The organism is Nocardia flavorosea (assembly GCF_015477805.1).
Classification (GTDB): Bacteria; Actinomycetota; Actinomycetes; order Mycobacteriales; family Mycobacteriaceae; genus Nocardia; species Nocardia flavorosea_A.
Window position 1 is genome coordinate 1,805,015 of the sequence record NZ_JADLQL010000001.1, and the last position, 12,111, is coordinate 1,817,125.

At 67.5% G+C, this 12,111-nt stretch carries 15 protein-coding genes; 12 read left to right on the forward strand and 3 right to left on the reverse strand.

Annotation, left to right across the window (positions count from 1 at the left end):
• Positions 1–34: 34 nt before the first annotated feature.
• The 3 genes from IU448_RS08095 to IU448_RS08105 all read right to left on the reverse strand — a co-directional run bounded on the left by IU448_RS08095 (position 35) and on the right by IU448_RS08105 (position 2,052).
• Positions 35–925, reverse strand: a complete 891-nt coding sequence (locus IU448_RS08095; RefSeq protein WP_195054778.1) for an alpha/beta fold hydrolase — start codon at positions 923–925, stop codon at positions 35–37.
• Entirely contained in the window at positions 922–1,605 is a 684-nt protein-coding gene (locus IU448_RS08100) for a TetR/AcrR family transcriptional regulator (RefSeq protein ID WP_195054779.1), read from the reverse strand. The genes IU448_RS08095 and IU448_RS08100 overlap by 4 nt, the downstream gene beginning before the upstream one ends.
• A gap of 63 nt (positions 1,606–1,668) precedes the next feature.
• The gene (locus IU448_RS08105) at positions 1,669–2,052 is read right to left on the reverse strand and encodes a VOC family protein (RefSeq protein WP_195054780.1); all 384 of its coding nucleotides are present in this window, start codon (positions 2,050–2,052) and stop codon (positions 1,669–1,671) included.
• A 73-nt stretch (positions 2,053–2,125) separates the two neighbouring features.
• On the opposite strand from IU448_RS08105, the gene IU448_RS08110 reads away from it, so the two are divergent.
• The 12 genes from IU448_RS08110 (at position 2,126) to IU448_RS08165 (ending at position 12,011) form a co-directional block, all read left to right on the forward strand.
• Entirely contained in the window at positions 2,126–2,590 is a 465-nt protein-coding gene (locus tag IU448_RS08110; protein WP_416382965.1) for a MarR family winged helix-turn-helix transcriptional regulator, read from the forward strand.
• A 123-nt stretch (positions 2,591–2,713) separates the two neighbouring features.
• Positions 2,714–4,261, forward strand: coding sequence for an MFS transporter (locus IU448_RS08115; RefSeq protein WP_195054782.1), 1,548 nt, complete (start codon positions 2,714–2,716; stop codon positions 4,259–4,261).
• A gap of 10 nt (positions 4,262–4,271) precedes the next feature.
• On the forward strand, positions 4,272–4,832 hold the full coding sequence (locus tag IU448_RS08120) for a TetR/AcrR family transcriptional regulator (RefSeq protein WP_195054783.1): 561 nt from the start codon (positions 4,272–4,274) through the stop codon (positions 4,830–4,832).
• A 167-nt stretch (positions 4,833–4,999) separates the two neighbouring features.
• Positions 5,000–5,878 carry a CPBP family intramembrane glutamic endopeptidase gene (locus tag IU448_RS08125; RefSeq protein ID WP_195054784.1) on the forward strand — a complete coding sequence of 293 codons (879 nt, stop codon included), beginning with the start codon at positions 5,000–5,002 and terminating at the stop codon, positions 5,876–5,878.
• A 5-nt stretch (positions 5,879–5,883) separates the two neighbouring features.
• A complete protein-coding gene (locus IU448_RS08130; protein ID WP_195054785.1) occupies positions 5,884–7,068 on the forward strand; it encodes a sensor histidine kinase in 1,185 nt (394 codons plus the stop codon).
• Entirely contained in the window at positions 7,065–7,745 is a 681-nt protein-coding gene (locus IU448_RS08135) for a response regulator transcription factor (RefSeq protein ID WP_195054786.1), read from the forward strand. The genes IU448_RS08130 and IU448_RS08135 overlap by 4 nt, the downstream gene beginning before the upstream one ends.
• A gap of 79 nt (positions 7,746–7,824) precedes the next feature.
• Entirely contained in the window at positions 7,825–8,190 is a 366-nt protein-coding gene (locus IU448_RS08140) for a type II toxin-antitoxin system RelE/ParE family toxin (protein ID WP_195054787.1), read from the forward strand.
• Positions 8,190–8,525 (forward strand): helix-turn-helix domain-containing protein, encoded by a 336-nt coding sequence (locus tag IU448_RS08145; protein WP_195054788.1) that lies wholly within the window; start codon positions 8,190–8,192, stop codon positions 8,523–8,525. The genes IU448_RS08140 and IU448_RS08145 overlap by 1 nt, the downstream gene beginning before the upstream one ends.
• A 198-nt stretch (positions 8,526–8,723) precedes the next feature.
• Positions 8,724–9,233, forward strand: coding sequence for an Imm49 family immunity protein (locus IU448_RS29695; protein ID WP_228812528.1), 510 nt, complete (start codon positions 8,724–8,726; stop codon positions 9,231–9,233).
• A gap of 78 nt (positions 9,234–9,311) precedes the next feature.
• Positions 9,312–10,271, forward strand: coding sequence for an RNA polymerase sigma factor SigJ (sigJ, locus tag IU448_RS08155; protein WP_228812530.1), 960 nt, complete (start codon positions 9,312–9,314; stop codon positions 10,269–10,271).
• Positions 10,272–10,352: 81 nt separating this feature from the next.
• Positions 10,353–11,537 carry an NAD(P)/FAD-dependent oxidoreductase gene (locus tag IU448_RS08160; protein WP_195054790.1) on the forward strand — a complete coding sequence of 395 codons (1,185 nt, stop codon included), beginning with the start codon at positions 10,353–10,355 and terminating at the stop codon, positions 11,535–11,537.
• Between the two features lie 201 nt (positions 11,538–11,738).
• The gene (locus IU448_RS08165; protein ID WP_195054791.1) at positions 11,739–12,011 is read left to right on the forward strand and encodes a hypothetical protein; all 273 of its coding nucleotides are present in this window, start codon (positions 11,739–11,741) and stop codon (positions 12,009–12,011) included.
• Positions 12,012–12,111: the final 100 nt, after the last annotated feature.

Sequence of the window (12,111 nt, forward strand, 5' to 3'; positions counted from 1 at the left end):
GGTGGAGGCCCGGACTCGCGGAACGCGCCCGCAATCACCCGGCGGCCCGGCCCCCGACAGCCGAGGTGAGGAATTCGTCGGCCAGCCGGAAGAATTCGGCCGGCTGATCGTAGGTGACGATATGCCCCGCCTCGGGAATTGCGGCGAATCGGCCGCCGGGTGCCGCCGCCGCGGCCGCGGCGAGTTCCGGATGCCCCACGAGTGGATCGTTCTCGCCGCGGATCCACAGGCTGGGGACCGCGAGCCGGTCGAGTTCGGTCAGATAGTCCCAGCGCATCCGGCGGGGACCGTAGGCGTCCACCATCCAATCGTCGAGCGCCGGTTCGCCGAACCGCGCCTTGGCCTGCGCTTCGGCGCGGACCAGTTCGAGGATGACGCCGAAGTCGGCGGTGGCGGCCCCGGCGGTCAGATTGGTGATCAGCGAGCGCCGGACCGTTTCGGGGTTGCGGGCGAGATACTTGCTGGTGAGCGTGAGGACGCCCGGAGTTCTCATCAGCGCCCAGGTAGCGAACTGGGCCCGGCGTTTCGCGCCCAGCCCGCCGGGCCCGATCGCAATCAGCGCCGAGACCCGGCCGGGGTTGCGTAACGCGTAGCCGATTCCGAGTCCCCCACCGAGGGACAGTCCGACGATGGCCGTAACCGGCAGTTGGAGACTGTCGACGAGATCGTCGAGGAAACGATCGAAGAACTGCCGGTCCAGGCGTCCCGGCCACGGCCTGCTGGCGCCGTGCCGAGGGAGATCTATCGCGTGTACCTGGTATTTCGCGGCCATCCGGTGCGCGATATCGCGCCAGACGCCTTCGGCGGTGTCCATCATTCCCCCGTGCAGCAGCAACACCGGCGGTCCTTGGTCACCGGAACGGTAGTGCCGGATGGGACCACCGCCGATCGTCAGGTCGGTGCAGCGTTCGAATGCGGAGGTCATACCGGCTCCTCGAGTTGGGTGAGTTGATCCGACAGCTGTTCCAGCAGCGCGATCTGGGCCTGCCGGGCGGCGGCGGCATCCACCGGCCCGGGGCCGCGCAGACCGGCGCCGACCAGTTCCGCGAAGAGCGCGACCGTCCCGGTCAGCCCCTCCTCGGTGTCTGCACCGAGGAGGCCGGGGGCGTTGACCAGACCGATTGTGAAGACGCTCAGCATGCGGGTGATGGTGTCGCCGGCCAGATCGTTCGCAATCACTCCCGCGTGCTGCAGCTTTTCGATGTAGTCGGCGAGCCAGCCCATCCGGACGGAATAGCGGCGATCGCCGACCTCGCGAACGTGGTCACCGAGGACCGAATCATCGCCCAGGTACAGCGCTCGCATCAGCGGCTCCGACAGCAGCGCTTCCACACCGAACCGGTACACGGCGGGCAGGTCCACCAGTTGGTCGGAGTCGGTCACCCGCCGGTGCACCTGCGCGGTCATCCGCCGCATGCTGCGGTTGAGTACCGCGCCCAGGATTTCGTTCTTGCCGTCGAACTCTCGGTAGACCGCACCCTTACCGATTCCCGCCCGTTCCGCGATATGCGCGACCGTGGTGCCGGGCCAGCCGGATTCGAGGATCAGTTCAGCGGCTGCGGTCAGTATCTTTCCGCGGCGATCAGGAACAAGCGGGCGCGGCATCCGACTCCATCTTCGTAGTGACCGATTTTCAAATATTGGTCACTACGATACCGCACTCCTTTCTCATTCCGTCACATCGGGGACCGCAGTGAAGACTTCGTAGCTGTGACCATCGGGGTCGCGGACGTAAACCCCACGACCACCGGACAACCGGTTGATCCGACGATCCCAGCCACCCTCCGGGCCGGACCCGTAGTCGACGGCGGGCCACTGCTCGAGCCGGTCGAGCACCGCGTCGAAGGTCGCATCGTCGACAAGAAAGGCATAGTGACCCGGTTCGACGCGACCGCGATCGTCGAAGTCGAGGGTCAGTTCGCCGTTCACGCGCACGGGAACGAACGGCCCGGCAGGCGGGGATACCGACAGACCCATCAATTCGGCGAAGAACGTCGCCGAGGCGAGTTTGTCGACCGCGGGGACGATCGTGTGGTTCAGCACGATGGCCATACCGACTCCTTCCGGACGTAATTATATGCGTTTTGCATGCAAAAATACGTGTGGAACGCATACAATGTCGAGGGTGTGCGACTCCTCCGACCCCGCCGACGGCGGACCGGCACTCTTCCGCCTGGTCCGCTTCTGGTCCCGCCGCTGGAGCGGCCGAGTTCTCGATGGACGGGCCACTTCACCCGCCGATACCGGCCGCATCCAGCACATCCAGGTCCTCGAAGCCGTCGCCGCCGCCCGCCGCCGCCACGCGGAAGCCACCGTCACCGATATCGCGACCCAACTCGGCATAGACCACTCCGGCGCCAGCCGCATGGTCCGCGACGCCACCGCCGCCGGCTACCTCACCCGCGCCACCTCCTCGCAGGACCGCCGCCGCGTAATCCTCGCACTCACCGAATCCGGCACCCATCTCCTGGACGCGGCGCACGCCTGGCAACGCGATTGCTTCGACCACCTCACCGCCACCTGGCCCGCCGACGACCGGCACCGATTCGCCACTTACCTCCAACGCCTCGCCGACGAAACGGCCATCTGACCCGAGCCCGGCCCGAATCGAGGACATCGGACCGTCCGCTCCGGGGCTGAACCACACCCACTTCCCGATCATCTTGAACGATGGTACAACTAGTACGTTCGTTCAACTAGATCGGAGTTCGCGATGGACACACGCCCGGCGCCCGTCCCCAGGTGGCGGCAGTGGGCCGGTCTGGCGGTGCTGATGTTGCCGACAGTGCTGCTGGGTCTCGATGTCACGGCGCTCTACCTCGTCGTCCCGAATCTGGCCGCGGACCTGCAACCGACCGCCACCGAGACGTTGTGGATCATGGACGCGTACGGATTCCTCATCGCCGGCTTCCTGATCACGATGGGGTCGCTGGGCGACCGGATCGGGCGCCGGCGCCTGCTGATGATCGGTATGGCCGCATTCGGCGCGGTCTCGGTCTTCGCGGCCTTCGCTACAAGTGCGCCCTGGCTCATTGCCGCGCGGGCGCTGCTGGGCGTAGCCGGGGCGACGCTGATGCCCTCCACGTTGTCCCTGATCAGCAATATGTTCGCCGACGCCCGGCAGCGGGCGGCGGCGATCGGCCTATGGGCAACGATGTTCGCCCTGGGAATGGCGGCCGGACCGATTGCGGGCGGTATCCTCATCGCCCATTTCTGGTGGGGTGCAGTGTTTCTGATCGCGGTGCCTGTCAGCGCGGTGACGCTGGTGACGGCGCCGGCGCTACTGCCGGAATTCCGTAGCGGAACCACCCGGCTCGATCTGTGGAGCGTCGCGTTATCGCTGGCAACGTTGCTTCCAGCCATCTTTGCGATCAAGCATGCCGCCGCGCACGGTATCGATGCCCAGGCTCTGGCCGCCGCCGCGCTGGGTGGTGCCGCGGCCGTTGCCTTCGTTCGCCGTCAACTGCGCCTCCGCGAGCCGCTGCTCGACATCGAGCTCTTCACCCACCGGACCTTTGCCGCCGCCCTGTCGGTCCTGCTGATCGGCTTGGCCGGATTCGGCGGGGTGATGTACCTGGTCACCCAGTACCTGCAGTTCGTCGACGGGCTCTCGCCGCTGGTAGCCGGATTGTGGATGGGCCCGCCTGCTCTGGCGATGCTGATCGGCGGGATCGGTGCGCCGGTGCTCGCCGGCCGCGTCCCGCCGGGGATCGTCATGGCAGGCACGCTGGCACTGTCGTTGATCGGATACGTCTTGATTGCCGTTGCGGGAACGGACAGCAAGCCCACGGCTGTGGCCGGCTTCGGATTCGTTTATCTGGGACTGGGTGTCATCGCCGCTCTCGGCACCGAAATCGTCGTGAGCGCGGCACCCGCGGAAAGGTCCGGTTCGGCGGCCGCATTGTCGGAGACGGTGCAGGAACTGGGGATCGCGGCCGGGGTCGCGCTGCTGGGAAGCCTCACCACGGCCGTCTACCGGATCATGGTGGAAGCCCCGCCCGGCGCACCCCGCTCGGTGGCCGAGTCCTACGACGACAGCCTCGCCGGCGCTATATCTGTGACCGAACAGCTACCGGCGGACACTCTTCGACCTGCCCGGGAGGCGTTCACCAACGGCCTCAATATCGCCGCGATCGCGGCAGGTACCGCCGTCGCCGCTGCCGCCGTGGTCTGTTTCCGGATGCTGCGCCGACTCCACCCGATCGGCTCCACGGGCCGTCCTGTGGAACCGATAGCCTCGTCCCACGGCGACGGACGGTGAGAGGACCACGATGACCGAACAGGACACTGTCGACGGCCGCAAAATGCGCGGCCGGCAGCGCCGAGCTCAGATCATCGAGGCAACGCTCACGATCGTGCACCGCGACGGCGCCGCCGGCGTGACCCACCGAACCGTCGCCAAGGAAGCCGGTATCACCACCAGCCTCACTCTCTACTACTTCGCCACCCTGGACGACCTTCTGGTCGCCGCCCTGACCAGCATCACCGACGCCTACACACAGCGCATCCGCGAACTCGTCGGCACCGCCGACGACCCGTTGGACGGGCTCGCCCGGCTGATCGCCGACTCCGCAGGTCCAGGCCGGGAGCGCGCGCTCGCCGAACGGGAACTGTCCACCCTGGCGGCTCGCCGGCCCGCACTGCGCCCGGCGGCGTGGAGTTGGCGCGACAGCGTCGCGGAACTTGCCCGGACACGATCCGACGACCCCGATGTCGTCGAGGCTTTCGTCGCGCTCTGCGACGGATTGTGCGCGGCGATCCTGCTCGGTGACCAGGGCGCCGACCCTGAACATATCCGCGGACTCCTCGACGACGCGCTGCGGCGCCCATAAGCCCCTGGAATGCCTGCGCCGACTGCTCCACCCGCAGGGGCGGCGATGTCGATTACCATCGCGCGCCGGTGCCCGCCCGCAGAGCATTTGCGGGGTAGCGCATACGCGACCATGAATCGGTCCCGTTCACCACCGACTTCGCGCGGCCGCCACCGTGTAATCGAGGCATGACTACAGCATTGACCGATCGGGAGCCGTTCGCGCGCAGCACCGCAAGGCGTCGGAAAGGCATCCTCTGGTTCGTGCTGCTCGCGTTCGCGGGCGCATGGATCCCGTGGGGTATCGCCGGAGCGGCCGGGTACACCCTCGACAATCCGGTCGTCCAATTGCTGACCGGCGCTTTCACCCCTGCGCTCGCGGCGATCATCACCCGCCGGTGGATAACCCGGGAAGGTTTCGCCGATTCCGGCCTTCGGCTGCACCTCCGCACGCAGTGGCGGTCGTATCTGACCGCAGCTGTGCTACCCATCGGCATTCTCGCCGTCGCGCTCACAATTGCGGTGCTGCTGGGAATGTGGCGTCCCGCGCTGCACGATTTCGGTTCCGGCACCTTGCTGTTCCTGGTACTCGCCCCGCTCATCCCGATAGTGGCGGCCCCGATTTTCTTCGGCGAGGAGTTCGGCTGGACCACCTATCTCCGCGACCGTCTCCTCCCCGGCCGCCCCGTGGCCACCACCTTCGCGACCGGCGTGATCTGGGGTGTGTGGCATTGGCCGCTGCCGTGGGTGGGTTACCTGGGTTCGGGCGGTTCGGCCGCGGATGCGTTCATCGCCATGCTGTTGTGGCTGCCGCTGTCGATCGAATTGGAGTTCCTGATCGGCTGGTTGTGGACGCGCAGTGGGTCGGTGTGGCCGCCCGCGCTGCTCCACGGCGGCAGTAATCTCGTAGTCGCGCTGGGACTCGAACTGTTCGTCGGTAATGCAGGACCCTCCGGCGCTTCCATTACCCTGCTGATGTGCGCAGCGTATTTGCCGGTAGTCGCGTGGATCGTCGTGACGACGAGACTCGGCGGTCCGCGCAGGGCACACCCGAAGACCGGACGGTGACGGCGATGGGATCCGCACTCCGCACCGGCCCGCGCTTTCTGGTCTCCCGGTGGCCGTGGCGGGCACTGCTCGCGGTGGTGTGCGGCGGTGTCCTGTCGGCATTGACCGTGCTCGGTTCCGTACCGGTCGTACTGCTCGGCCTCACCCGTTCGCTGCGGGCCGCCCTGTGGGAGCCGATGCTGCGACTGCACTGCACTCGGCTCCGGTTGATCGACCCCGATACGGCCGCCCGCGCCGATAGCCGCGTGCGGGAGGCGAGCGCCGCGCACCGGTTGCCCACATTCCGGCACGTCACCTATATCGTCACCACCGCAGTGTGTGGTGCCGTGGTGTTCTGCCTGGCAGCGCTCGGGTTTGCCGTCGCCGCGGTCCTGCTCGCCGCGCCGGTCATCGTCCGGGACGACTATTTCGACCTCGGGCCCTGGGTGATCGACGAGAAGTCGCAGGCCTGGACCGCCGCGGGCGCGGGACTGCTCGCCCTTCTCTTACTGCTGGTACTGCTCGGCGCCTGGTCGGCACTCGAGGCGCTGTTCGCCCGCAGCCTGCTGACCCCCGACTCCGACCGCTGGCGCCACGAGGCCGTCCGGATCGAGAGCTCCCGTTCGGCCCTGCTGGAAGCGGAGGGTTTCGAGCGCGAACTCCTCGAATCCGAACTGCACGATCGCGTCCAGCACCGCCTCGTCGCACTGTCGATGAACCTGGGCCTGACCGAAGCGCAGGACGCGCACGGCCCCGCCGGCCGTCTCGCGGCCGACGCCCACCGGCAGGTCGACGAAACCTTGAGCGAACTACGGGCCGTCCTGCGCGGTTTCTCCCCCCGGGTGCTGTCCGAACGCGGACTCGAACCGGCTCTCACCGACCTCGCCGCCGACCTGCCGCTGGATATCGATATCGACCTCGACACCGACCGCCTGCCACCCGCCGTCGAGCACATGTCCTATGTCCTGGTCGCCGAATGCCTCACCAATGTCGCCCGGCACACCGCGGCCGCCCGGGTCGATGTGCGCGGCACCCGCACCGCTTCGCGGTGGATACTGAACGTCACCGACGACGGCCCGGGCGGTGCGCATATCGTCGACGGCCACGGCCTCGACCGCCTGCAACGCCGGCTCGCAGCCCTCGACGGACGGCTCACGGTGACCAGCCCGCCCGGCGGCCCGACAACCATCCGGATGGAGTGCGCAGTGTGACACCCCCACCCACCCGACTACGGATCGTGCTGGCCGAAGACAGTCCCCTACTACGGGCCGGGCTGGAGAGCGTGCTCACCTCGGCCGGCCACGAGGTGAGCGCGGCGGTCGGCGACGCCCCCGGACTGATCCACGCCTACGCGGCCCACAAGCCGGACCTGGTGATCACCGACGTCCGGATGCCACCCAACGGCACCGACGACGGCCTCCGCGCCGCCGCCGACCTACGCCGCCGCGACCCCCACCTACCGATAGTCGTACTGTCACAGTACGTTTCGGTCGCCTACCTGGACGACCTCCTCGGCGACGACTCGACCGCCGGTGTGGGCTACCTCCTGAAGGAACGAGTAGGGCACGTCCGGCAGTTCCTCGACACCGTGGCCCGGGTCGCCACCGGGGAGACGATCGTCGACCCCGAGGTAGTCCGAGCTCTCGTCAAATCCGGTCGCCACCGCACCCCCCTGGCCGGTCTCACCGCCCGGGAGCGTGAAGTTCTCGCGCTGGTGGCGGAGGGGCGCACGAACGCCGGAATCGCCGAGGCCCTCACCGTCTCGGAAGCCGCCGTCCGCAAACACATCGGTGCCATCTTCGCCAAACTCCCCCTCCACGACGGCGACCGCCGAGTCCAAGCAACCCTCATCTACCTACGCTCACTCGCCCAACCCCCGACCCACTGACCCATGTAAATGCGAGATCCGGCATCGGGCAAAGATTTGCCCCGGGACTCGTTATGACAATTAGGTTATAATAGGTGCGGTGAGCTGGGAGATCAGTCTTCATCCGGAGGTGGAAGCGTGGTATCTGGCCATATGCGTGAGCGACCCCGACACCAGCGATCTGATCGCTGATGCACTCGACCAACTCGAGCACGAGGGGCCGGCGGCGGGTAGACCACTGGTGGACAGGATCAAGAGCAGTTCCTACCACAATATGAAAGAGTTGCGACCTCCGTCGACAGGCTCGACGGAGGTCCGGATGCTGTTCGCGTTCGACCCATTGCGTGAGGCAATAGTTCTCGTCGCCGGGGACAAATCCAGACAATGGCAACAGTGGTACCGAGAAGCTGTCCCACTCGCCGATAAGCGCTTCGCTGAACACCTGGCAGCGTTGAAGGAGAAATAATGACCGAGCCGAAGTACTCGAAATGGAGCGACGTAAAAAAGGCTGCCCGCGCCGTAGACCCTCGGACCGACGAGGAGCGCGCCGCCGGCGCCGACCGTGCGAAGACTCGCCGTGAAGCATACGTGCGGGGCCACCAGCTTGCTGAGATGCGACAAGCGGCGGGTCTCTCGCAAACGGAACTCGCGGATATACTCAGCGTTTCCCAGGCACGAATCTCCAAGATCGAAAGCGGTGAAATCTCCGGTATCGACACGATTCGGGCATATGTCGCAGCCCTGGGCGGATCCGTCGACATCGTTGCCAGTCTGGGTGACCGCACCTGGCGGGTGGCCTGAGCGCACCGGTTCGCGATCTGCTGCCACCGGCCGCACCGCGTCACCGGTGATGGTCTCGCGTCGATCAACTGGTCGCGCTGGTACGTACGGCGGTAACCATGGCACCGGCCTCCCGCCAGGTGACCATGGCACCGGCCTCCCGCCGGCGGTCTCGACCTCTATCTCGCCGCCACGGTCGACCGGATGCGCTCGGTCAACATGTCCCATATCCTGCTGCTGCGACTGGTTTCTCGATTCCGTTGGCCAGCGGGACGGCAGTCGGCCGGGTTCCCGGGAAAGGCAAGACGTGCGGGAAATCAAGTGTCACAGCGTCGATCAGCACGCGGTGCGCGATCTCGACGGTCTCCACATAACAGTGTTCCAGCAGTGGTACCGCGTCAGGTCCGAGGGCTTGTCGCCGGCGATACTGCACCCACCACCCACGAACGCTCGGTGGCAGCCCGGTTGCTGGACACCTTCGATGATCTGTCTCCGGAAGCACAGCTGCTGCGCACCCTGCTCGATGATAATCAGCCCGCGTTCGAACAGGCCCTGATCGATCGTCTCGAGCGATACCGGGCCGAGTCCGAATCCGACGGCCGCCCGCGCAGCCTGCTGCCGATCGGCACGATCGCTGTCGCCGCACTGGCCGTTCGAGTGCACGGATGGCTTTTGGGCGTCAGCTCCGGCTACCTGCCGGAAGGCATGCTGCGAAACCCCGACAGCTAGCTGCCTGCGGTGCGGATCGCACCCCCGACGCGACGACGTCGAGCAGTTCCGAGTGCGGAGTGGACGCGCCCAGTGTGCATGGCCGACGATAGCGGCATGCTGCTCACGCGCGAGGCCGATGTGTTCGAAGGCTCCAGGGCCCGTCTGGAGGCAATCGCCTATCGCCTGCTGGGCTCGGCCAGTGATGCCGAGGACGCGGTGCAGGAGACGTACCTGCGCTGGCAGGCCGCCGACCGCGAGTACGTGGAGACGCCCGAAGCGTGGCTGACCAAGGTGCTCACCAATCTCTGCCTCAACCAGCTCACCTCGGCCCGCGCCCGCCGGGAGACCTATGTGGGGCAATGGCTACCGGAGCCGGTGCTGGCCGGGGGCTCGATGCTGGGCCCGGCCGACACCGTGGAGCAGCGGGAATCGGTGTCGATCGCCATGCTCACACTCATGGAACGGCTCACCGCGAAGGAGCGCGTGGTGTACGTGTTGCGCGAGGCGTTCGGTTACCCGCACCGCGAGATCGCCGACCTGCTCGACATCACCGAAGCCAACTGCCAGCAGGTCGGCCGCCGCGCCAAACAGCATCTCTCGATGGAGCGGGCGAGCATCGAGGTCGATGCGGCCGCAGCTCGACGGATTGTGGCGGAATTCCTGGCCGCAGCGGTCAGTGGACAGACCGAGACGCTGGTAGCACTGCTTACCGACGACGCCTCCATCGTCGGCGACGGCGGCGGATTCATCGCGACGCTGAGCCGGCCGCTTCTCGGCGCGGAGCGCATCGCGCGGTTCGTGCGTCTCGCGATCAAGCCTTCGAACGGCACGTGGGAAAAGCTCGGCGGCAAGCCGGAGATGTTCGCGGCCGTCACCAATGGCATGCCCGCGCTGGTACTGGTGTCCGGGGATCGGGTCGTCGGAATCGTGGTCCTGCAGATCACCGTCGACGGTATCGCCGCCGTGTACGCCCACGTCAACCCCGACAAGCTGGCATATGCCAACCGGCAGTGGGCCTCTTTCGCGCCGGGAGCACCGCTACCCGAGCTGTGGTGACTCACATCACAGCCGGCAGCTGTCAGCATTCGTGACCCTGTCCGGTTCAGGTATCGAACCCACCGAGACAGGAGCAAAACCATGAAGCACCGCATCGTCGTCCTCGGAGCCGGGTACGCCGGAGCCACCGCCGCCGGCCGCCTGGCCAAGCGACTGCACCGCGACGATATCGAGATCACCCTGGTCAATGCCGACCCCGATTTCGTCGAACGGGTCCGCCTGCACCAGCTCGCCGCCGGCCAAGACCTGGCCGTCCGCCCGCTGCGGAAGGTGTTCGCCGGCACCGGCGTCCAGGTGCGTATCGCATGGATCGATTCGGTCGACGCGGATCGTAAGACGGTCGCACTGACCGGCGAGAACGGCGCCGAGACGCTGGCCTACGACACCCTGGTCTACGCCCTGGGTAGCACCATCGCCGATTTCGGCGTGTCCGGCGTCGCCGAGCACGCTCACAATGTGGCGAGCAAGCAGGCCGCACTGCGGCTGCGGGAGCGCCTGAACGAGTTGGCGGCGGGCGAGACTGTGCTGATCGTGGGCGGCGGTCTGACCGCTATCGAGACCGCGACCGAGATCGCCGAAGCGCGCCCGGATCTGAAGGTCGCCATGGCGGCGCGCGGCGGCGTCGGCGACTGGCTCGATCAGAAGGCGCAGACCCACCTGCGCGCCTCATTCGAGCGTTTCGGCATCACCGTGCACGAACGCGCCGACGTCACCCGCGTCACCGAGGGCGGCGTGGTCACCCGCTCGGCTGCGGAGATTGCGGCCGGTGCCACCGTCTGGACAGCAGGTTTCGCCGTGCACCCGATCGCGGCCGCCAGCACGCTCACCGTCTCCGCGGCCGGGCGCATCGTCGTCGACGCCACCCTGCGCTCGGTCTCGCACCCGGACGTCTACGCCGCCGGTGATGCCGCGCACGCCGCCGGGGTGGGCGGCAAAACGCTGCGCATGGGCTGCGCCACTGCCTCCCCGATGGCCTGGCTGGTCGGCGACGTCATCGCCGCCCGGCTGACCGGACGCGAAGTCCCGGACGCCCCGATCGGCTACCGCAAACAATGCATCAGCCTCGGCCGCCGCGATGCCATCGTGCAGAAGGTGACCGAAGAAGACCAGCCGACCTCGAAGGTCGATGCCGGCCGCAAGGGCGCGCGCGTGAAGGAGCTGATCTGCAAGGCCACCATGTGGAGCGTCAACCACCCGACCCTGATGGCGCCGAGCCGGCGCCGCCGCCTGGTCGCGCCCGCCGCGGGTCCGGTCGCGACCGCCTGAGTACGCGACGAGCGCCAGAAGGCCCAGATGTCCCCCGCCGCGGCTGCTACCGGCGCGAAGCGAACCGGTTCGCGGCCCACTCGCCCCGCCACTACCATGGCACCGGCTTCTACGACCGGCCGTTCCGGACGCAGGCGACGCACTCCGGCCGCCCCGGGCCGCAGGGCCGACCCTGCACGAATGTCGAACGGAGAGGCGTCTATGAAAAAAGCCGGCGTGATCACAGCAATGTCCTTGGCAGCCATGGGTTTCTCGGGGGCCACCGCCGCCGCGCTCCCCTCCGGCAGCGCCGACCTCCCCGGGCTCCCGGGCGTCACCCAGCCCGGCCCGCCCGCACCGCCGGACGGCAAGAAGGTCGGCGACCCGTGCACGCCCGGTGGCGGTGTACCGGGCCATTATGAGTGGGTGCACCTCGACGAGGATTCCGCTGCACACTACGGCACCGAATGGATGTTCGTCTGCCAGGCGAACTGATGTCGTGACCGCGGTGGTACGGCGTCTCCACACCGGAGCAGCCCTTCACCCGTAATGGCACAGGGTGAAGGGCTCTCGCCGATAGTGACCGCCACGCTGT

Coding starts and splice junctions, on each gene's coding strand:
- IU448_RS08120 (WP_195054783.1), top strand. CDS start 4,272: ATGACCGAACAGGACACTGTCGACGGCCGCAAAATGCGCGGCCGGCAG.
- IU448_RS08125 (WP_195054784.1), top strand. CDS start 5,000: ATGACTACAGCATTGACCGATCGGGAGCCGTTCGCGCGCAGCACCGCA.
- IU448_RS08165 (WP_195054791.1), top strand. CDS start 11,739: ATGAAAAAAGCCGGCGTGATCACAGCAATGTCCTTGGCAGCCATGGGT.
- IU448_RS08115 (WP_195054782.1), top strand. CDS start 2,714: ATGGACACACGCCCGGCGCCCGTCCCCAGGTGGCGGCAGTGGGCCGGT.
- IU448_RS08145 (WP_195054788.1), top strand. CDS start 8,190: ATGACCGAGCCGAAGTACTCGAAATGGAGCGACGTAAAAAAGGCTGCC.
- IU448_RS29695 (WP_228812528.1), top strand. CDS start 8,724: ATGTCCCATATCCTGCTGCTGCGACTGGTTTCTCGATTCCGTTGGCCA.
- IU448_RS08095 (WP_195054778.1), bottom strand. CDS start 925: ATGACCTCCGCATTCGAACGCTGCACCGACCTGACGATCGGCGGTGGT.
- IU448_RS08105 (WP_195054780.1), bottom strand. CDS start 2,052: ATGGCCATCGTGCTGAACCACACGATCGTCCCCGCGGTCGACAAACTC.
- IU448_RS08100 (WP_195054779.1), bottom strand. CDS start 1,605: ATGCCGCGCCCGCTTGTTCCTGATCGCCGCGGAAAGATACTGACCGCA.
- sigJ (WP_228812530.1), top strand. CDS start 9,312: ATGGCCGACGATAGCGGCATGCTGCTCACGCGCGAGGCCGATGTGTTC.
- IU448_RS08160 (WP_195054790.1), top strand. CDS start 10,353: ATGAAGCACCGCATCGTCGTCCTCGGAGCCGGGTACGCCGGAGCCACC.
- IU448_RS08130 (WP_195054785.1), top strand. CDS start 5,884: ATGGGATCCGCACTCCGCACCGGCCCGCGCTTTCTGGTCTCCCGGTGG.